Genomic DNA, 21259 nt, shown 5'->3' on the forward strand with positions numbered 1-21259 from the left:
CAAGAATTCGGCAATTCCAAATAGCGCGAATGTGTTTCACATCGTGATATTTTGAGGAATCCAGCACCGGCCGGGCAGCTTCCCGATCACCGGATAATCGCCCCATGCCTGCCCCTACTGCACTCAAGATCGCCGCGCGCCGCCTGTTGCTGCCAGCCGAGCGCGTCGTCGCGGGATGGTGGCGCCGCCAATCGCCGGCACGCCAGGACCGCTTCGCCACCCTGGGGCCGCTGATCTCGGTGATGCTGTTCCTGGCCGCCATCATTTCGGCCTTCTGGTACCTGCGCAACGAGGAAATCGAACGCGAGAGCGAGGCCGTCAAGCGCGATACCGAGATTGCCCAGCAGCAGATCCGGCTGCGCCTGATCGAGAACCAGGAACAGCTGGTGCGCATCGCCCGGGAAATCGCCACCCGCACGCTGGATGCGCAGCAGTTCGCCGCCCAGGCCTCCGGTTTCGCACGCGATCGCCCCGAGATCACCCATGTGACCTGGCTGTCCAGCCGGCGCGAGCGCCGCGCCAGCGTCAGCGCCGCCGGCTACCAGGCCGACACCTTGATGAGCTTTGACGGCCGCGACCCGTCGATGCCGGTGGCCGACCAGCACAGCCCGGTCGAGCTGGCGTTCCAGACCGCGCGCGAGCGCCGCCAACCCGTCTACTCGACCGCCTTCGCCGACGCGAACAACCTGACCGTGTTCCAGGTGCAGGTTCCGCTGCTGGACCGTGGCGCCTTCTCGGGCGTGCTGATCGCCGAGTACTCGGTGGAAGCGCTGCTGCGCTACTACGTGCCCACCGAGGTGGCCGTGCGCCACCCGGTCGCGGTGCTCGACACCGGCGAGCAATGGGTGGCCAGCACCGTCACGCCGATGCCAGGCCAGCGCATGCAGCGCGCCTCCATCCTGCATGAGGTCCCGCTGGCGCCGGCGCTCAACGGCCTGCTCTTGCGCGGCCAGGGCTACCGCACCTCGATCGGCCTGATCAGCAACACCTTGTTCTGGATGGTGGTGGCGCTTTCGGTGCTGACCGTGTGGATGCTGCTGGGCACCTGGAAGCACATGCGCCGCCGCCTGCAGATCCAGACGGCCTTGTCCAACGAGACCAACTTCCGGCGCGCGATGGAGAACTCCATGCTGACCGGCATGCGGGCCATGGACATGGACTCGCGCATCTCCTATGTGAACCCGGCGTTCTGCGCGATGACCGGCTTCTCGGAAGCTGAGCTGATCGGCCGCAAGCCGCCCTTCCCCTACTGGCCACCCGACCGCTACGAAGAGAACTCCCGGCTGCTGCAGCAGGAGATCCAGGGCCGCAGCCCGGCCGGCGGTGCCGAGGTGAAGGTGATGCGCAAGGACGGCTCGCTCTTCGATGCCCGCATGTATGTCTCGCCGCTGATCGACCCCAAGGGCAAGCAGAACGGCTGGATGACCTCGATGACCAACATCACCGAGGCCAAGCGCGTGCGCGACCAGCTGAGCGCCTCGCACGAGCGCTTCACCACGGTGCTGGAAGGCCTGGACGCGGCCGTGTCGGTGCTGTCTGTGCAGCAGGGGGAGTTGCTGTTCGCCAACCGCAGCTACCGCCTGTGGTTCGGCGCCGACCCCAAGGGCCATGCGATGCTGGCAGGCAACCAGCTGGGCCAGGCCAAACGGGAGAACGAGCTCGACGAAGATGTGGACGACTACTCCGGCCTGGCCGCCCAGCAGCTCACCGAGCTGGGCTCGGACCCCAAGGAGGTCTACATCGAGACCCTGGAGATGTGGTTCGATGTGCGGGCCCGCTATCTGCAATGGACCGACGGCCGCCTGGCCCAGATGCTGATCGCCACCGACATCACCGCAAGACGCCACGCGGAAGCGCTAGCGGCCCAGCAGGCCGAGAAGGCCCAGGTCACCAGCCGCCTGATGACCATGGGCGAGATGGCGTCCAGCGTGGCGCATGAGCTGAACCAGCCGCTGACCGCGATCACCAACTACTGCAACGGCATGGTCTCGCGCGTGCGCAACGACGCCATCAAGAAGGACGACCTGCTGGCCGCGCTGGAGAAGACCGCCAAGCAGGCGCAGCGTGCCGGTCAGATCATCCACCGCATCCGCAACTTCGTGAAGCGCAGCGAGCCGCAGCGCCAGCCCTCCAGCGCGCACGCGATCATCGAGGACGCCGTCGAGCTGGCCGGCATCGAGCTGCGACGCCGCAGCATCGCGATCCACACCTATGTGGCACAGCGCCTGCCGATGCTGGTGGTCGACCCCATCCTGATCGAGCAAGTGGTGCTGAACCTGCTGAAGAACGCCGCTGAGGCGATAGACAACGCCGGTCTGCCTGTTTCGCGCCGCCACATCGAATTGCGTGTCGTGCCCAAGCACACTGCCGAGCTCGGTGGCCATGTCGAGTTCTCGGTCACCGACATGGGGCCCGGTTTGCCCGAAGAGGTGATCGCGCGCATGTACGAGGCCTTCTTCTCCACCAAGGCCGATGGCATGGGCATCGGCCTAGGGTTATGCCGGTCCATCGTGGAGTCGCACCAGGGCCGGATACGGGCCGAGAATCTATACAATGGCCAGACCATCGTGGGGTGCCGCTTCGCCTTCACAATCCCGGTGGACATTCCCCGCCCCGACTCATCCTCGGGTAACTCGATGAACACAGCTGCGACACCATGAGTCTGATTCCGAAAAAGGGCAATGTTTACGTCGTCGACGATGACGAGGCCGTGCGTGATTCGCTGCAGTGGCTGCTTGAAGGCAAGGACTACCGAGTCAAGTGCTTTGATTCGGCCGAGAGCTTCCTGTCCCGCTACGACCCCCGCGAAGTGGCCTGCCTGATCGCCGACATCCGCATGGAAGGCATGAGCGGCCTTGAGTTGCAAGACCGCCTGATCGAGCGCCGCAGCCCGCTGCCGGTGGTCTTCATCACCGGCCATGGCGATGTGCCGATGGCGGTGCAGACCATGAAGAAGGGCGCGATGGATTTCATCGAGAAGCCCTTCAAGGAAGACGAACTGCTGGCCCTGGTCGAGCGCATGCTGGATCAGGCCCGCAATGCCTTCTCCACCCACCAGGAAGCCGCCAGCCGCGACGCCCTGCTGTCGCGCCTGACCACGCGCGAAGCCCAGGTGCTGGAGCGCATCGTGGCCGGCCGCCTGAACAAGCAGATCGCCGATGACCTGGGCATCAGCATCAAGACGGTGGAGGCGCACCGCGCCAACATCATGGAAAAGCTCAACGCCAACACCGTGGCCGATCTGCTGAAGATTGCACTCGGCGCTCCGGCCAAGGTCTGAGCACCCTACATCACCCGACGAGGCCGCTACCCAGCGGCCTCTTGTCTTTGGTCTTGGCATCAAGTAGCCAAGAGACATTAGCCTCGTCGACGCGGCCCGAGGCTTGTTTTCAGGAGTACCGCATGACTGCACAACTGATCGACGGCAACGCCCTTTCCAAGCAAATCCGCGCCGAAGTCGCGCAACGCGCCGCGGCGCTGACGGCCAAGGGCAGCAAGCCCGGACTGGCGGTGATTCTGGTGGGCGACAACCCGGCCAGCGCCGTCTATGTGCGCAACAAGATCAAGGCCTGCGAAGACTACGGCCTGCGCTCGGTGTTCGAGAAGTACGAGGCCAGCCTTGAGGAGTCAGCGCTGCTGGCCCGCATCGCCGCACTCAACAGCGATCCGAGCATCCACGGCATCCTGGTGCAGATGCCGCTGCCGGCGCACATCGACTCGCACAAGGTCATCGAGGCGATCTCGCCGGCCAAGGATGTGGACGGCTACTCGGTGCTGTCCGCCGGTGAAACCCTGACCGGCCTGCCGGGCTTCCGTCCCTGCACACCCTACGGCTGCATGAAGCTGATCGAAAGCACCGGCGTGTCGCTGAAAGGCAAGCACGCGGTCGTGATCGGCCGCAGCAACACCGTCGGCAAACCGATGGCCCTGATGCTGCTGCAGGCCAATGCCACCGTCACCATCTGCCACAGCGCCACGCCGGATCTGGGGCTCTACACGCGCCAGGCCGATGTCGTGGTGGCCGCTGTGGGCCGGCGCAATGTGCTGACGGCCGATATGGTCAAGCCCGGCGCCATCGTGATCGACGTCGGCATGAATCGCAACGATGAAGGCAAACTCTGCGGCGACGTCGACTTCGACGGTGTCAAGGACGTGGCCGGCTGGATCACGCCGGTGCCCGGCGGTGTCGGCCCGATGACCATCACCATGCTGCTGGTCAACACACTGGAGTCGGCCGAACGCGTGGCCGCCGCAAACGCCTGAGAACGAAAGCCGAGGAGACCGCATGACCAACCCCCTGCTCAGCACCGCCGCGCTGCCGGCCTTTGCCCAGATCAAGCCCGAGCACATCGGCCCCGCCATCAGCGAACTGCTGCAGGAAGCCCGCGCCGCACTGGCCCAGGCCACCGATGAAGCCACGCCAGCGGATTACGACACGCTGGCCCGGGTGCTGAGCGTCGCCACCGAGCGCCTGGGTGCGGCCTGGGGCGCGATCGGCCATCTGAATGCCGTGGCCAACACGCCCGAGCTGCGCGAGGCCTACAACGCCATGCTGCCGGCCGTCACCGAGTTCTACACCCAGCTCGGCGCCGACGAGAAGCTCTACGCCAAGTACAAGGCCATCAATGCCGGCGCTAGCGCGCTGAGCCCGGCGCGCCAGCGCGCGCTGCAGCTGTGGATCCGCGACTTCGTGCTCTCCGGCGCTGAACTGCAGGGCGCGGCACGCGAGCGTTTCGCCGCCATCCAGGAACAGAGCGCCGAGCTGGGCCAGAAGTTCAGCGAGCATGTGATGGATGCCACCGACGGCTTTGCGCTCTATGTCAGCGCCGAGCAGCTGGCCGGTGTGCCGGCCGATGTGGTGGCTCAGGCCCGCGCCACGGCCGAGGCCGAAGGCAAGGACGGCCACAAGCTGACGCTGCACTACCCCTGCTACGGCCCGGTGATGCAGTACGCCGACGATCGCACGCTGCGCCAGACCCTGTACCGCGCCTATGTCACCCGCGCCAGCGAGTTCGGCCCGCCCGAGCTGGACAACAGCGCGCTGATGCAGCAGCTGCTGATGCTGCGCCAGGAAGAAGCGCAGCTGCTGGGCTATCCCAGCTTTGCCGAAGTCTCGCTGGCCGCCAAGATGGCCGATTCGCCCGCCCAGGTGCTGGGCTTCCTGCGCGATCTGGCCGCCAAGGCGCGCCCCTTTGCCGAACGCGACCTGAGTGAGCTGCGCGAATTCGCCGCCAGCAGCCTGGGCCTGAGCGATCTGCAGGCCTGGGATATCGCCTATGTGTCCGAGAAACTGAAGGAGGCTCGCTATGCCTTCAGCGACCAGGAAGTGCGCCAGTACCTGACGGTGCCGCGCGTGCTGGCCGGCCTGTTCGACATCATCCAGCGCCTGTTCAAGGTCACCATCACCGAAGCCCAGGCCGAGGTCTGGCACGACAGCGTGCGCTTCTACGAGCTGCAGCGCGACGGCCAACTCGTCGGCCAGTTCTACCTCGATCTGTACGCGCGTCCGGGCAAGCGCCCCGGCGCCTGGATGGACGAGGTGCGCAGCCGCTGGCTGCGGCCGGGCGGCCAGCAGCAGACGCCGGTGGCGCAGCTGGTGTGCAATTTCTCGTCCCCCAGCGCCGACAAGCCCGCGCTGTTGACACACGACGACGTCACCACGCTCTTCCACGAATTCGGCCATGGCCTGCACCACCTGCTGACGCAAGTGAACGAGCTGGGCGTCTCCGGCATCTCCGGTGTCGAGTGGGATGCGGTGGAGCTGCCCAGCCAGTTCATGGAGAACTTCTGCTGGGAATGGGAAGTGCTGCAGCAGCTCTCCAGCCATGTCGACAGCGGCGCGCCGCTGCCGCGCGCCCTGTTCGACAAGATGACCGCGGCCAAGAACTTCCAGGCCGGCCTGCAGACACTGCGCCAGCTGGAGTTCGCGCTGTTCGACATGCGCCTGCATGGCGAGCCCGGTGCTGAGGCCCGCGTGCAGGCCGTGATGGACGAGGTGCGCACCGAAATCTCGGTGGTGCCGCCGCCCGACTTCAACCGCTTCCAGCACAGCTTCTCGCACATCTTCGCGGGCGGCTACTCGGCCGGTTATTACAGCTACAAGTGGGCTGAGGTGCTGTCCGCCGATGCTTGGAGCGCCTTCGAGGAAGAAGGCGTTTTCAACGCCGACACCGGCACCCGCTACCTGCAGAGCATCCTCGAGATGGGCGGCGCGCGCGAGGCGATGGAGAACTTCAAGGCCTTCCGCGGCCGCGAGCCCAAGATCGATGCCTTGCTGCGCCATCAAGGCATGAACTGACGCCGCAAGCACCTGCCCGCCATGCCGCAGCAGCCCAGCCCCGCCGCACCGACGCCCGCCCCGGTTGCGGCGCCGCGCTGGCGGCCCAGCGCTTCGGTCTGGGTCTTCGCAGCGCTGCTCTTGCTGCTGGCCTGGATTGCCGTTATCGCCATCCTGGCGTTTGAACGACGCGACGAACTGGCCTCCGAGGTGCGGCAGAACCGCAACCTGGCACGCGCGCTGGCCGAGCAGACCCTGCGCGTGATTGCCACCACCGACCAGGCCATGCAGCGTGTGACAGACGCGCGCCTGTCAGGCAGCCTGACGCCGCAGGATCTGGTGCGCGCGGCCAATGAAACCGGCCTGGCGCCGCAGATCCTGGTGCAGCTTTCGCTGGTCGATGCGACCGGGCGCTTTCAGGGCAGCAACCTCGACCCGGATGGCAGCAAGACCGGTGCGGTGGACCTGTCGGACCGCGAACATGTGCAGGCCCATCTGCGTGCCGACTCGGGCTTGGCCGGCGAACAGCTCTTCATCGGCAAGCCGGTGCTGGGCAAGGTCTCCGGACGCTGGACCATCCAGCTCTCGCGCGCGATCCGCAACGCGCAGGGCGTGGCGCAAGGTGTGGTGGTGGCCTCGCTGGACCCGAGCTATTTCGAAGAGGTCTACAAGCGCGTCGATCTCGGGGTCGATGGCGGCGTGGCCCTGATCGGCCGCGACCTCAATATCCGCGCCCTTGTGATCGGCGGCAAGAGCGGCAATCTGGGCGCGCAGCTGCCGCCCGACGCCCCCTTCACGCAGCACATCGAGCGCAGCGAAGGCGATTTCGCCGCCGTCAGCGCTTACGACCATGTGGCGCGCCTCAATGCCTTCCGGCGCGTGGCCGACTACCCGCTGTTCGTGCTGGTCAGCAGCGCCGAAGCCGAGGCGCTGCAAGACTGGCGCGCCACCCGCAACAGCCTGATCGCGATGGCCCTGCTGCTGAGCGCCGCGGTGCTGACTGCAGCCTCCATCTTCCTCAACAGCCTGCGCCGGCTGGAGGGCAGCAACGAGGCCTTGCGCATCAGCGAGGCGCAGGCCCAGGCCGCCAGCCAGGCCAAGAGTGAATTCCTGGCCGCCATCTCGCATGAGCTGCGCACGCCGCTGACCAGCATCCGCGGCTTTGCCGAGCTGATGGAGCGCCGCCTGCCCGACGAGAGGTACCGCGAGTCAGCCGGCCTGATCCGCAAAGGCGCCGAGCACCTCAACCACCTGCTCACCGAAATCCTGGATCTGGCCAAGGTCGAGGCCGGTGCGATGGCGATGAACGCCGAGACGGTGGAGCTGGCACCCTTGCTTTCGGGAACGCTGGACTTCTTCATCCTCAGCGCGCAGGCCAAGGGGCTGAAGCTCAGCGGCGAGCTCGCGCCCGACGTGCCCAGCCATGTGGTCTGCGACGGCCTGCGGCTCAAGCAGATTCTCAACAACCTGCTGTCCAACGCGATCAAGTTCACCGAGAGCGGCGAGGTCAAGGTGGCCATCTGGTGCGCGGACGAAGCGCTGCTGGTGCGTGTCAGCGACACCGGTCCGGGCATCGCGCCCGAGAAACAGGCGCTGATCTTCGAGAAGTTCCGCCAGGGCGATGCGAAGGTCAGCACCCAGCATGGCGGCACCGGCCTGGGCTTGGCCTTGTCCAAGGCCCTGGCCGAGCTGATGCAGGGCGAGCTGACGCTGGAGTCCCGCATTGGCGAGGGCTCCAGCTTCACGCTGCGCCTGCCGCTGCAACGCCGCTGAGGCCGGTGGGCCGGCCCGCCGTTACAGCCATCAAGAGCGGCAAGCGCCTGGCCTTGACGCCTGCTTCACAAAGGGATTTCTAGACTGGGGCCCACCCTCAGATGCTGGAGATTCCCCATGAAGCGAATGATCAAACACGCCCTCGCCGCCGGCCTGCTGGCGCTCAACAGCCTCGGCAGCGCCTGGGCCGCCGCTCCGGCGCCAAGCTCAGCGGACAAGGTGCTGATCGTCGTCAGCAGCGAGGGCCGCGACCAGGGCAAGACCCGGCCCGGCTTCGAGATGGACGAGTTCGCCCAGTCCTGGCTGATGCTGCGCGCCAACGGCATGGCGGTGGATGTGGCCAGCCCGGCCGGCGGCCCGGTCGAGGCCGACCGCTACAACCCCAAGCATGACTACAACGCCCGCTTGCTCGCCGACACCGAGGCCCTGGCTGCGCTTCGCCAGACACGCGCCACGAGCGGGCTGAAGGCCAGCGAGTACCGGGCTGTGCTGATCATGGGCGGCAAGGGCGCCATGTTCGACCTGCCCAAGGACCCGGGTCTGCACCAGCTGCTGCGCGACATGCACAGCCAGGGCGCGGTGATCGCCGCCGTCTGCCACGGCCCGGCCGCGCTGGCCGAAGTGCGCCGCGCCGACGGCAAGCCCCTGGTCGAAGGCCGGCGCCTGACCGGTTTCAGCAACGAGGAGGAACAGGCCTTCGGCAAGACGTGGGTGGCCCAGTTTCCCTGGCTGCTGGAGGACAAGCTCAAGGCCCAGGGCGCTCGCTGGGAAGAGGCCTCGCTGATGATGCCCAAGGTGGTGGTTGACGGCCAGCTGATCACCGGTCAGAACCCCTACTCCACCACGGCGATGACCGAGGCCGTGCTGCGCGCCCTGGGTCGGGAGCCGGTCGCCCGACAGCCTTACAAGGATGAAGCCACGATGACCCTGGCCCAGCAATGGCTAGCAGGCGACGAGGCCGTGGAAGCGCAGCTGGCCGCCAAGCCCGAGGCATATCACACCGAGCTGCTCGCAGCCCTGGGCGTCTACCAGTTCAAGCAGGCCACCGATGACGCCACGCGGCGCCAGGCCCTGTCCCTGATGCGCCTTGCCGAGCCCCACTTCAAGCACGAGATGCTGGGCAAGACCATGGCCGAAGCCAAGCAATCACTGGCTACCATCGTGCACCACAAGCCCTGAGCGCCCCCGCCCAGCATGCCTGCGCCCGCCCTGCCTCCACGCCTCCTTGTCATCGAGGACCATGCGCCGCTGCGCGCGCAGATCGTGGCCCTGCTGCAGGGCGCGGGCTGGCGGGTCGAGGAAGCCAGTGACGGCCGCCTTGGTCTGCAGCTGGCGCTGGAGCAACCGCCCGATGTGCTGTTGCTCGACCTGGGCCTGCCGGGCCTCGATGGGGTGGAGCTCTGCCGCCGCCTGCGCGAACAAGCGGACCGCCACATCCCCGTGCTGATGCTGACCGCCCGCGACGCGCTGGACGACAAGTGCCAAGGCTTTGGCGCCGGGGCGGACGACTACTTGCTCAAGCCCTTTGCCGGAGAGGAGCTGCTGTGGCGCTGCCAGGCCCTGTCCAGACGCGGTGAGCTCGGTCGCAGCCCAGTGCTGGAGCGCGGGCCGCTGCGAATCGACCGGCGCAATGGCGAGCTGCGCATAGAGGGTCAAGTCTTGCCCGCCTTGCCGCGCCAGGCCTACCGCCTGCTGCTGGCCCTGGCCGATGCCTGGCCGCGCACCGTTAGCCGCAGCGAGCTGCAGCAGTCGCTCTGGGCCGACGAGCCCCCCGAGTCCGATGCCTTGCGCAGCCACCTCTACACCTTGCGCCAGGGCCTGGGCGCGGCGCAGCAGCTGATCAAGACCGTGCATGGCGTGGGCCTGCGCCTGGAACTGCCCCAATGACGACGCGCTACCGCGCCCGCCTGCAGCGGCGCCTGATGCTGGCCTTCACCGGCTACACGCTGCTGGTCAGCGCGCTGTTTGCTCTCTTCGCAATGGCTTTTGTGTATGCGGTGGAAGACCAGTTCTTCGAGACCACGCTGGACCAGGAGGCGCAACGCCAGGCGGCCAGCCGCGCCGCAGGCGGCGACTGGCTGGTGCCAGCGCAGCCCTTCGTCCGCCTCTACCGCCCCGGCCAGGCCTGGCCCGAGGATCTGGCAGAGGCAAGGCGACTTGAGCCCCAGGCCCATGAGCTGGCCGGCCGCGAGGGCCGTCACTACCATCTGAGAAAGCTAAAACCCGAGGGTGCCTGGCTGGTCGCCGAAGTCAGCGGCCAGCTGGTGGTGCGGCCGATGCGGGAACAGCTGCTGACCTGGCTGGGCCTGTGGGGAGGCGGCTTGGCCCTGCTGGCCCTGGGCCTGGGCGGCTGGCTGGCGCGCCGCACCAGCGCGCCGCTGGGGCGCCTGGCCCAGACAGTCGCGCAAAGCCAGCCTGCCCAGCTGCCCACCGACCTGCCACAGCACTACGGCGACGACGAGGTGGGGCTGCTGGCCGCCCACCTGGCCCAGCTGAACCAGCGCACGCAAGACTTCATCGCCCGCGAGCAGGCCTTCACCCGCGACGCCAGCCACGAGCTTCGCACGCCGCTGGCCGTGCTGGGACTGGCCTGCGAAGACCTGCAGCGACAGGCCACGCCCGGGCAGCAGGCCGCGCTGGCCAGCCTATCCACCGCGATCTGGCAGCTGCAGCAGACCGTGGATCTGCTGATGGCCCTGGCCCGTGAAGAGCACTCGCCCATCCTTGCCTCGCCTGAGCTGCCGCTGCTGCCGCGGATCGAGCAGCTGGTGCTGGCCATGGCGCCGCTGCTGGACCGCCAGGACATCACGCTGGATATCGACGTGCCTGCCACGCTCACCCGCCCCTGGCCGCCAGCCCTCACGCGGCTGCTGCTCAGCAATCTGCTGGCGAACGCCATCAACCATGGCAACGGGGGTGTCGTCCGCATTGAGGCCGACGCCGACCAGCTGCGCCTGGGCAATGCCAGCGCGGCACCGCCCGAGGCCCTGTTACTGGAAGACGCTGCAGGCAGCCAGGCCGGCCTTAAAGGCGAGGCGAGCAGCGGCCAGGGGCTGGGCCTGTCCATCGTGCGCCGGCTGGCCGAGCGCCATGGCCTGCAGCTGCGGCTCAGCCACCGCGCGGGATGGACCTGGGTCGGCCTGCATGCCCGCAGCGAAACGGACGCCTTCACATCGTCTTGACGCGCCGCGGCCTAGGCTGCGCGCACCGCGGTCCCATACGGACCTCAGGAACATCAAGATGACACGAAGGAAAGCACTCCGCATCATGGCAAGTCTGCTCGGCATCGCCGCCCTGGCCGGCGCAATCTGGTGGGGCCTGTTCGGCCTGAAGCCCTACGACATCACGGAAGACGCGCTGCGTGCACGCTATGCCTACGGCCCGCCGAGCACTGGCCTGCAGGTGCAGCTGCAGGCCGAACCCGGGCACGCGCAATCACTGCGCTTCACCAGCTTCGACGGCAGCGAGGTTCAGGGCCGCATCCTCTACCCCAGCGACCCCGCCCAAGTCACCAGCCCCTTCCCGCTGCTGATCGGCCTGCATGCCCTGGGTCGCGGCCACGTTCGCTGGTGGAAGGACGCGAACAATGGCCAGCCGACCGTGGAGCAGACCCACCGCATCACCGCCTTGGCGCTGCAGCGGGGCTATGCGGTGCTGGTGCTGGACGCGCGCCGCCATGGCCACCGCAAGGACCCCCAGCACAGCGTGCTCGAATTGATGGACGACCTCCATCTATGGGGCAAGCGCGAGCCCTACGAGCGCATGATCGTCGACACCGTGCGCGACTACCGCCTGCTGCTGGACTGGGTACAGACCCAGCCGCAACTGGACGCCGGCCGCATCCGCGTGGCCGGCTACAGCATGGGCGGCCAGATGGCCCTGCTGCTGGGTGGGCTGGACAGCCGGGTGCAGGCGGTGCTGGCCATCGTGCCGCCGCACCTGGACAACAAGGTGGCGGCGGTGGCGCCGATCAAGGTGATGGGCGGCCTGCGCGACAAGCAAGTCTGGCTGCTCAGCGCCAGCGCTGACGACTATGCCAACATGGCTCAGAACCAGGCCCTGTTCGAGGCACTGCCAACCGAGCGCAAGCGCCACCTGCGCTTTGACAGCGGCCATCTGCTGCCCCCGGGCTATGTGGAGCAGATTTCACCCTGGTTCTGAGGGGTCTGGCCCTCAAGGCTGCTTGAAGTCGCCCGCCGTGCTGATGACGAAAGCCTCCAGCCGGATCAGCCGCCGCCAGGCCGCGTTGACCTGCTCCAGCGTCAGCGCCTGGAGCTCATCGTCGCGGCGCTGCGCATCGGCCCAGCTCTCCCCACGGTCGCCCAGCCACAGCAGTGCAGAGGCCAGCTGTGCCTCGCTGGCACGCGACTGCTTGCGTCCTTCCGCCAGGTTCTTCTTGGCGCGTGCCAGCTCGGCCTCGCTCACGCCGTCCCGGGCCAGGCGGGCCAGTTCCTCAAGCACCACCGCGATGATGCGTTCGCGCTTATCAGGCGCAAAAGTGGCGCGGATCTGCAGCTCCGCATCGTCGCCAAAGCTCGGCACATCCAGCGAGGCCTCGATGCCGTAGCTCAGGCCCTCCTGCTGGCGCACGCGGGTCGACAGGCGGCTTTCCAGCGCACCGCCGCCCAGCACATGGGCGGCCACGCTGAGGGCCGTGGCGTCCGCGTCGCTCTGGTTCAGCCGGAAGGTCTGGTGCAGGCGCAGGATGGCATTGGCCTTGTCGCGCACCAGCGCATCGAAACGCGCCGGTGGGATCGCCTTGTAGGCTGGCACATGACGCACGAAGCGCGGTGCTGCCGGCTTCTTCCACGCGCCGAACAAGCTGTCGACAGCGGCCCCCAGCCCATCGGGCAGTGCGCCCACCACGGCCACGCGCGCTTCATTGGCGGACCAGAAATCCTGATGGGTGGCGCGCAGATCGTCCAAGGTCGTGCTCTGCACCGCGTGGATACGGTCGTCCAGGCTCTTCACGTAGTCAGGATGGCCAAACTCGACCTGGCGCGCCGCGTTGTAATGGCCACGCGTCGCCTCGCGCCTTTTCGTCTCGGGCTCCTGACGCGAGGACTGCAGGCCTGCGATGGCGGACTTCTGCATGCGCTCGAAGGCTTCCTGCGGCAGCAAGGGACGCTGCAGCACATCAGCGGCGATCTTCAGTGCCAGCAGCAGCGTGTCCTGCTCGGCGACGATGCGCAGCGTGGCGCCCTGGTCGGCACTGGAAATGCTCATCTGCGCACGCAGCTTCACCATCTCATCCTGCAATTGCTGCTTGCTGTAGCCGGCACTTCCCTCCATCAGCATCTGCCCCAGCACATCGCTGCCGCGGCGCACGAAGGTCTCGTCACGATTGCCCCAGCGCAGCTGCATCTGCAACTGCACCGCCTTGCCGCGGGTGCGCTTGCTCAAGGTCTGCAGCTCGATGCCGCTGGGCAGCTTCTGCGCCGCGGTGCGCGTGGCCAGCAAGGCCGGCGTCGGGTCGAACACCTCGCCCTCCTCCACCTTGGGCGGCCCCTTGAGCGCGGCCAGGCGCTGATCCAGCGGCGGCGCCACCGGAATCTCGACCTTCTCGACCTGCGTGGCAGGAAGGTAGCGGCCCAGCGTGCGGTTGGCGCTCCGGAAATACTGCTGACGCACCCGTTCCACGTCCGCCAGCGTCACCTGGGGGATGTCCTCCATCAGCTGGAACAGCAGGCGCCAGTCGCCGGCGCCGATCAGGCCGGAGATCTGTTGGATCAAGGCCTCGGGCTTCTTCATCTGCTCGCGGTAGCCGACCACAGCCAGCTCGCGAACACGCGCCAGCTCGCTCTCCTCAAACGGCTTGAGGCTGCGTCCCTCGACCAGATCCAGCAGCACTTGCTCGACCTTGGCCACATCGGCATCCGGCGGCAGCGCGACGAAGGCCTGCGCGCCGCCGGGGTCTGCGCCACCGAGGCCGCCCAGAAAGGCCGCAACGGCCAGCTTGGGCTCGACAAGGTTCTTGTAGAGCTGACCGCTGGGCTGCAGCGTCATCAGCAGGCCGTAGACCATCAGCGCTGCCGAATCAGGGTGGGCGGCAGCAGGCACGTGATAGCGCGCCAGCAACATGGGCTGGCCACCGACACGCCGCACCACCACCGTACGCTCACCATCCTGCGGTGGCTCCACCGTGTAGGGCTGCGACATGGCTTCGGCCGGCCGCCTGAGCGGGGCGAAGTGCACGGCGATGCGCGCCAACGTGGCCGCCTTGTTGAAGTTGCCGGCCACCAGCAGCGTGGCGTTGTCCGGCCGATACCAGCGCTTGTAGAAGGCCTGCAGCTTCTCGATCGGCACGTTCTCGATGTCGCTGCGCGGGCCGATGGTCGACTTGCCGTAGGGGTGCCAGGCATAGGCGGCCGCATTGACGCGCTGGTTCAGTACCTGGAAGCCGTTGTTCTCGCCGCGCTCGAACTCATTGCGCACCACCGTCATCTCCTTGTCGAGATCGGCTTTGGCGATGAAGCTGTTGACCATGCGGTCGGCCTCCAGCGCCAGTGCGAAGTCCAGCGTCTCGGCATTGGCGTTGAAGCTGGCGAAGTAGTTGGTCCGGTCGCTGCTGGTGGTGCCGTTCCAGCGCATGCCTCGCTTGGCAAACTCACCGGGAATGTCGCGCTGGCTGGGTGTGCCCTTGAAGACCAGGTGCTCCAGCAGATGCGCCATGCCGTACTCGCCCGGCGCCTCATGCCGGCTCCCGACGCGGTAGGTGATGTTGACCGTGGTGGTGCTCTGCGCCGCATCCGGCAGCAGCAGGATCTGCAGGCCGTTGGGCAGGCGGTACTCCTCGATGCCGCCGAGCTCGCGCACGAACTCCGGCGCCGGCAAGGGCTTGAGGGACACGGCGGCTGCAGGCGGCGGCACACGCTTGGCCTGGGTCTTGGCATCCGGCGCCTGCGCCAAGCTTGGGTTCAGGCTGCAGGCCAGGGCCAGCAACAGGGTCAGCGGCAGCACAGGGCAGCGCCATTTAATCGACATGGTGGTTCCTCCCGCTCCGGGTGCACTCGGGCGTGCACCTCGTGGTGCTTAGATTGTGCCCACCGCCCGTGCAGCCCGGCACGTGCCGCCACTCACCCCTTGGAGGGCTTGCCGGGCCTGCGCGCCGCGGCTACCCCGTTGCGCCCGTCGTGCGCCACAGGCGCTGGAACAGCGGCGACGGGCAGCTCAGCCGCGCATCCAGCAGCTCACGCCCGCTGCGCTCCAGCAGCGTGGGCGGCGCTTGCGGCGCCAGCAGGGACACGCCCAGGCCCAGCCGATGCGCCTGCGGCGTCCAGCGCAGGCCGGCAGCCTCGGCCAGCGTCGGCATCACATCGAAATGGCTGAACACGCGCGAAGGCTGCAGCGGCGATGCCTGGTCCCTGCCCTGCGCATCCTGCCGCGCCATCGCATGGAAGAGCAGCGGCACCGCCTCGGGCCAGGCGGCCAACTCAGCCCCCAGCAGCTGCACCGGCGCCACATGGTCGCCCATCATCCAGACCAGCTTGGGCCGGCCGTCAGCGCGCGCCAGGAAGCGCTGCACCAGCTGCGCCACCGCACGGTCGGTGCAGCGCAGCGACAGGCGCATCAGCGCCTCGGGATCGGGTGCCGTGGCCTGCGGCGGCGCGCAACCGGGGTCTTCCATGCCGGCTGGGCCGTGGGTGTTGACGGTCAGCACGATGTCCATGCGCGGGCGCGCACCGGGGCGCGGCTGCTGCATGTCGAGCCAGACCTGTTCGGTCAGCGCGCTGTCCAGCAGGCCCCAGCCCTCGGGCGGCACGGCCAGGCCGCGTGCGCGCCATTCGTCGCGGCCGAAGCGGCGCGTCACGCCGTGGGCCGCCAGGAACTTGCCCTTGCCGGCAAAACGCAGCGAGGCGCCGCCGAAGAAGCTGACCTGCCAACCCTGCTCGGCCATCAGATCGGTCAAGCAGCGGCCGCCGACAAAGAAGCGCTGCGAATGCTCGAAGGCATTGCGGCTCATCAGGCCCACCGGCTGCAGCGGCAGGCCACACAGCACGCCGAACATGCCGGCCAGGGTGAAGCTGACACTGTGCAGGTTCTGCAACTCACCACCATGCCGGCTGCGCGCCCAGTCAGCCAGTTTCGGGATCAGCGGCCGCTCGGCATCGATCGGCCAGGCATAGGCTTCGTCCAGCGATTCAAGGAACACCAGGAGCACATCGGGCGGCGTGCCCTCGGCCTGCACCAGGCGCTGCTGCGCCGGATCGGCATAGTGCCGGGCCAGAAAATCGGGCTCAGCGTCGTCCGCCTCGCAGCTGTCCTGCACCGTGGCGCCGACCGAGACGGCAGCGCCTGCGCTCAGCAGCAGCCAGCTGGCGCGCCGCAGCCATCCCGGCAGACGCGGCAGCAGCAGCAAGGCCAGGCTGGCCAGCAGCAGTGTGCCGGCGCCCCAGCGCCACAGTCGCGCCAGCATGCGGGCATCGGCCTGCTCAAGCCCGCCGTGCTGCAGATGGAACAGCAGCTGATCGACTGACACCGGACCGAAATAGGTACGCAGGAAGAAGCTGCCCATCAGCAGCAGCAACAGCGTCAGGAAGGCAGCGGCGGCCAAGGCCTTGGGCAGTCGGCGCGGGGCACGCAAGGCAGGTTTCACGGCAACAGCGGCACGGGGTGGGCGATCGCCCCAGTGTCAGCAGCGCCTGTTGCCTGCGTTTGTGCCAGCGTTGCGCGATGTAAAGAAGTACTTCTCCGGTGCGGACAGCGAGCGCTTCGACCGGGCCCAGCCCGCGGCCGGCTAGCGCCGTCAGTGCCGCCCAGCGCCCAGCGCCCGCGCCGGCCATTGCGCCGCCAGCAGCAGCGCCGCCATCAGCCACAGCGGTGCGGCAGCCACACTGGCGGTGGCCAAGGCGCCAAAGCCCAGCGGCATCGCGATGGTGGCGGCGTTGGTGACCATCATGCGCAGGCCCAGCGCCTGGCCGTGGCGCTGTGGCGGCGTCACCTGATGCAAGGTGGCCAGGATCATCGGCTGTACCGATCCCAGCGCCAGCCCCAGCACGGCCGAGCCCAGCATCAGGCCGGGCGTGCCGGGCAGCCAGGCATACACCGCCAGCGTCAGCGCAGCCAACGCCATCGCAGCGCGCAGCGCCTTCAGTTCATCCAGTTGTGCCGCATAGCGCACGATGGCGAGCCGCACCAAGGTGGCTGCCACCGCGAAGGCGCCCAGCACCAGGCCGATGCTGGATGCACTCAGGCCGCGTGCATGGCCCAGCACCGGCACCACGAAGCTGTGCGCGTCCCAGCTGGTGGACAGCACCACATTGAGCAGCAGCAGGCGGCGCAGTTTCGGGTCACGCAGCAGATCCCAGGCGGCCGCCTGACGTTCCGGCTCGGCGGCCGGCGGCGGCACATGGCGCGGCACGCGGGTGGCCAGGCCCCAGGCCAGCAGCGGCAGCAGCAGGGCCAGCGCGAAGGCGCTCCGGTAGCCGATGCCGTCGATCAGCAGGCCGGCCACCACCGGCGACAGGGCGTTCGACAGCGCAGGCCCGAGCGCCACCCAGCTGAAGATGCGCTTCAGGTCGCCGCTGCCATCGGCCATCAGCCCAGCCTCGCGCTGGATAGCCACTGCCGCGATGCTGACCGCACCGCCGCTGGCCAGACAGCTCAGCGCGATGGTGGCCAGCGTCGGCCAGGCCAGCGCCAGCACGGCACCGCCCAGGGCCATCGCCACGCCCACACCGACCGGTGCATGGAAGCCGCGCCTGTCCGCCAGTCGGCCGGCCCACAGCGACAGGAACAACGGCGCCACTGCGAACAGGCTCAGCAGCACGCCCACCGTCCATTCGCCGTAGCCCTGGTTCAGCACCCACAGACTGGCCGTGACGCGGGTCAGCGCCATGCAAGCATGCACTGCCACCAGCGTGGCGATGAGCCAGTGAAAGGCGTGCCGCAGGCTGGGCGCCGGTTCGCTCAAGCGTCGGCCTCGTCCGCCGCGCTGTCCTCGTCGCCGGGCAGGCCCAGCTTAAGCAGCTTCTGCGTCGCCTCATCCGGCAGGGCTTCCACGCTCTTGAGCTTGCGCGCCATTTGGCGCGTGCGCGTCTCGGCGGCTTCGATGGTGTTGCTGGCCTCGTCGAGCTTCTTCTTGGTCTTTGCCAGCACATCGCCGAACTTCCCGAACTCGGTCTTGACGGCGCCCAGCACTTCCCAGACTTCGGCCGAGCGTTTCTCCAGCGCCAGCGTGCGAAAACCCATCTGCAGGCTGGTCAGCGTGGCCAGCAAGGTGGTGGGGCCGACCAGCATTACCTTGTGCTCGCGCTGCAGGCTCTCGACCAGGCCAGGGCGGCGCAGCGCCTCGGCATACAGGCCTTCGGTGGGCACGAACAGCATGCCGAAGTCGGTCGTGTGCGGCGGCGCCAGGTATTTGTCGCGGATGGTCTTGGCTTCCAAGCGCAGCCGGGTCTCGATGGCCTTGCCCGCGGTCTCGACGCCGGCCACGTCGGCGCGCTCCTGCGCCTCCAGCAGGCGCTCGTAGTCCTCGCGCGGGAACTTGGCGTCGATCGGCAGCCATAGTGGCTTGCCGTCCTCGCGCTGGCCCGGCAGCGCGATCGCGAACTCGACGCGCTCGGCGCTGCCCGGCACCGTCGCCACATTGGCAGCGTACTGCTCGGGCGTGAAGACCTGCTCCAGCAGGCCGGCCAGCTGCACCTCGCCGAAGATGCCGCGCGTCTTCACATTGGTCAGCACGCGGTTCAGCGAGCCGACATCGCGCGCCAGGTTCTGCATCTCGCCCAGGCCTTTGTGCACCTGCTCCAGGCGCTCGGCCACCTGCTTGAAACTCTCGCCCAGGCGCTGTTCCAGCGTGGCATGCAGCTTCTCGTCGACAGTGGCGCGCATCTGCTCCAGCTTCTTCTCGTTGTCCTGCTGGATCGCGGCCAAGCGCTGGTCCACCGCGGTCTGCACCTGGGTCAGGCGCTGTTCATTGCTCTGGCTCATGGCCTTGAGCTGCTCACGCATGGTCTCGCTCAGGCGCTGCAGCGCCTCGGCCTGCGCCTGTGCGCTGCGCGAAGCAGAAGCGTCCTGCGCCTCACGCGCGGCCAGTGCCTGCGCGGCCAGCGCCGACTGCAGGCCGGCCAACTGCACGCGGAAACTGTCGATCTGCTCGTTCTGCGTGCGCGCCACGTCGCCGCTCTGGGTCAGCAGGGTCTGCTGGAACTGCGTCAGCGTCGCCAAAAGCTCCTGGCGGGTGCCGGCGGCGCTGCGGCCCAGCTCGTCGCGCAATTCGCGCTCCAGGCGCTCCAGTTGCGACAGCAAGGGGCGCGCTAGGGCTTCCTGGGTCTGCGCCGTGTCCTGGGTGGCCAGGCGGCGCCAGCACAACAGCGCCAGCAGCAGCAACACGGCCAGCAGGATCAGCATCACAAGTTCGATCAGGTTCATGCCTGCATTGTCGCCGTCGGCGCGGCCTCAACTTCCCCTCGGGCAGGCCGATAAGCCTGGGAAGATGCCGGAGGGACCGCGTAGGACGCGCCGCGGCAAGACCTGCCCTCTGACCATGCTCGTGCGCCCCATCCCTGCAAGCCTGCTGCGACTGCTGCTGCTCATCACTGCACTGACCTGCACCCAGGCCAGCGCGGGCGACGTGGCCAGACAGGTCGAAGCCATCGAGGCTAAGCATGGCAACACGCCCCAGCAAGTGATCGATCGCCTGGCCCCACTGGAGTCCGCCGCGCGGGCAGCGGGCGGCCGTGATCTGGTGACCTTCCTGGGGGCCTGGGGCTATGCGCATGGCGCGACCAATCGGGCCTCGGTGGCCGATGCGGCGATCGCCGAGTTGCGCGAGATCGGTGAGCGCAGCGGCGACCCGATGGCCCTGGCGATGGCCTATGGCCTGAAGGCCACCATGCTTCAGTTCACCGGCCAGCTGCCGGCGGCCGCCGGCTGGATCAACCGCGCCGTGCCCCTGGCCCGGCAGGCCGGCAACGCGCCGCTGCAGTACTGGGTGCTGATGTCGGCTGGCGATCTGTCCATGATGCTGGGGCGCCTGGACCAGGCGCTGGCGCAGTTTCAGGCCGCTGCCGTCGCTGCCCAGGCGCACCAGAATGCGCGTCGTGAAGCCCAGGCCCGGATCGCGATGCTGCCGCTGCAGATTGCCGCGGACAGGCATGACGCGGCCTTGGCCGAATCGGACCGGGCGCTGGCGCTGGCCGTTCAGTCCGGCGAGCTCAATCTGCAACTGGCCGTGCGCGTGCTTGAGGCACTGGCGGCCGAGCAGGCCGGATTGCCCGAGCGCCACCTCAGCGCCCGGGCTGCCGCCCATGCATTGGTGGCGAGCATCGGCACGCCCGGCACGCGCGCCCATGACGGGGTGAATCCCCAGAGCGGTGGCCCGCAGTGGTACAGCACCGAGCTGAGGGCACGCCTGGACGTGGCAGCCATGCTGCTGAGTGCCGGCAAGTACCGCCAAGCACTACGCATGGCCGAGCAAGCCGAGCAACTGGCGCGGCAGCAGCGTGACAGCAAGGACACGGCAACAGCCACCATCCAGCGCGGCCTGGCGATGCTGGGCCTGGGCCAGCGCGAGGCCGGTCGTCAGTTGGCGGACATCGGTCTGAGCCAGTTGCACGGCAGCCCGGAATCCAGCGGCGAGTTGCTGATCTGGCTGCACCGCTATGCGCAGCTGCTGCAGAAAACCGGCGACGCAGCAGGCGCGCTGGATCGCACGCGTGAGGCGCTCCTGCTTGAGGCGGAGAAGCTGCGCACGGATCGCCTGGAGACCGTGCTGGAGCTGCAGCGCAAGTCCAGTGCCGAGGAAGCCGGGCGCCAGCTCGACGCGCTGAAGCATGAGAACGCCTTGCAGGCGGCGGCGCTAAAACGCAGACATAGCGAGGTGCTGCTGGCGATGGCCCTGTTGGCCGCGCTGGCTGCGGGCATCACGATCAGCCTGTGGCTGTATGCGCGAATGCGGCGTGCCAATCGCCAGCTCAGCCAGCGCCAGGCCGAACTGGAGTACGCAAACAGCCACGACCGCATCACCGCGCTGCCCAACCGCAGCCAGCTGGAGCAGGACACGCTGGCGTTGCAGGCCAAGCCGGGCGCCAGCTTTCTGGGCATCGGCGTCTCGATCAAGCGCTTCGGCCTGATCATCGGCAGCCTAGGGATGGTCTGCATAAACCCCGGGGAAATCAGCTACCGGACGACCTGAGCGGCTGAGATGATTGAGACCATGAAGCAGACGAGTCTTGGACTGGGGCAATCGAGCAAGCGCACGCGGCG

At 68.1% G+C, this 21259-nt stretch carries 14 protein-coding genes; 10 read left to right on the forward strand and 4 right to left on the reverse strand.

Annotated elements, in window-relative coordinates; genetic code table 11:
* Window positions 1–104 precede the first annotated feature (104 nt).
* The 9 genes from ACIQ67_RS00625 to ACIQ67_RS00665 all read left to right on the forward strand — a co-directional run bounded on the left by ACIQ67_RS00625 (window position 105) and on the right by ACIQ67_RS00665 (window position 12211).
* Entirely contained in the window at window positions 105–2660 is a 2556-nt protein-coding gene (locus ACIQ67_RS00625; protein WP_397532399.1) for a PAS domain S-box protein, read from the forward strand.
* Window positions 2657–3280, forward strand: coding sequence for a response regulator transcription factor (locus tag ACIQ67_RS00630; RefSeq protein WP_397532400.1), 624 nt, complete (start codon window positions 2657–2659; stop codon window positions 3278–3280). Before ACIQ67_RS00625 ends, ACIQ67_RS00630 begins: the two co-directional genes overlap by 4 nt.
* 122 nt (window positions 3281–3402) lie before the next feature.
* The gene (gene folD, locus ACIQ67_RS00635; RefSeq protein WP_397532401.1) at window positions 3403–4263 is read left to right on the forward strand and encodes a bifunctional methylenetetrahydrofolate dehydrogenase/methenyltetrahydrofolate cyclohydrolase FolD; all 861 of its coding nucleotides are present in this window, start codon (window positions 3403–3405) and stop codon (window positions 4261–4263) included.
* A 22-nt stretch (window positions 4264–4285) separates the two neighbouring features.
* A complete protein-coding gene (locus tag ACIQ67_RS00640; protein ID WP_397532402.1) occupies window positions 4286–6298 on the forward strand; it encodes a M3 family metallopeptidase in 2013 nt (670 codons plus the stop codon).
* Window positions 6299–6319: 21 nt separating this feature from the next.
* A complete protein-coding gene (locus tag ACIQ67_RS00645) occupies window positions 6320–8050 on the forward strand; it encodes an ATP-binding protein (RefSeq protein ID WP_397532403.1) in 1731 nt (576 codons plus the stop codon).
* A gap of 117 nt (window positions 8051–8167) precedes the next feature.
* A complete protein-coding gene (locus ACIQ67_RS00650; RefSeq protein ID WP_397532404.1) occupies window positions 8168–9229 on the forward strand; it encodes a type 1 glutamine amidotransferase domain-containing protein in 1062 nt (353 codons plus the stop codon).
* A gap of 15 nt (window positions 9230–9244) precedes the next feature.
* Complete coding sequence (locus ACIQ67_RS00655; RefSeq protein ID WP_397532405.1) at window positions 9245–9937, forward strand: response regulator transcription factor; 693 nt, start codon at window positions 9245–9247, stop codon at window positions 9935–9937.
* Window positions 9934–11232: a histidine kinase dimerization/phospho-acceptor domain-containing protein gene (locus ACIQ67_RS00660; RefSeq protein WP_397532406.1), complete on the forward strand. Its 1299-nt coding sequence runs from the start codon at window positions 9934–9936 to the stop codon at window positions 11230–11232. The genes ACIQ67_RS00655 and ACIQ67_RS00660 overlap by 4 nt, the downstream gene beginning before the upstream one ends.
* Window positions 11233–11317: 85 nt before the next feature.
* Complete coding sequence (locus ACIQ67_RS00665) at window positions 11318–12211, forward strand: alpha/beta hydrolase family protein (RefSeq protein WP_397532407.1); 894 nt, start codon at window positions 11318–11320, stop codon at window positions 12209–12211.
* 12 nt (window positions 12212–12223) lie between these two features.
* Here the strand turns inward: ACIQ67_RS00665 and ACIQ67_RS00670 are convergent, their stop codons facing one another.
* From ACIQ67_RS00670 to rmuC, 4 genes are all read right to left on the reverse strand, one after another.
* A complete protein-coding gene (locus ACIQ67_RS00670) occupies window positions 12224–15034 on the reverse strand; it encodes a M16 family metallopeptidase (protein WP_397532408.1) in 2811 nt (936 codons plus the stop codon).
* Between the two features lie 130 nt (window positions 15035–15164).
* Window positions 15165–16646: a sulfatase-like hydrolase/transferase gene (locus tag ACIQ67_RS00675; RefSeq protein WP_397532409.1), complete on the reverse strand. Its 1482-nt coding sequence runs from the start codon at window positions 16644–16646 to the stop codon at window positions 15165–15167.
* Window positions 16647–16796: 150 nt separating this feature from the next.
* Window positions 16797–17963 (reverse strand): MFS transporter, encoded by a 1167-nt coding sequence (locus ACIQ67_RS00680; protein ID WP_397532410.1) that lies wholly within the window; start codon window positions 17961–17963, stop codon window positions 16797–16799.
* Window positions 17960–19423, reverse strand: coding sequence for a DNA recombination protein RmuC (gene rmuC / locus ACIQ67_RS00685; RefSeq protein WP_397532411.1), 1464 nt, complete (start codon window positions 19421–19423; stop codon window positions 17960–17962). Before rmuC ends, ACIQ67_RS00680 begins: the two co-directional genes overlap by 4 nt.
* Window positions 19424–19538: 115 nt before the next feature.
* Between rmuC and ACIQ67_RS00690 the strand changes: the two genes are divergently transcribed.
* On the forward strand, window positions 19539–21188 hold the full coding sequence (locus ACIQ67_RS00690; RefSeq protein ID WP_397532412.1) for a hypothetical protein: 1650 nt from the start codon (window positions 19539–19541) through the stop codon (window positions 21186–21188).
* The last annotated feature ends 71 nt before the right edge of the window (window positions 21189–21259 follow it).

It is taken from the genome of Roseateles sp. (assembly GCF_044373315.1).
Lineage (GTDB): Bacteria > Pseudomonadota > Gammaproteobacteria > Burkholderiales > Burkholderiaceae_C > JACDQM01.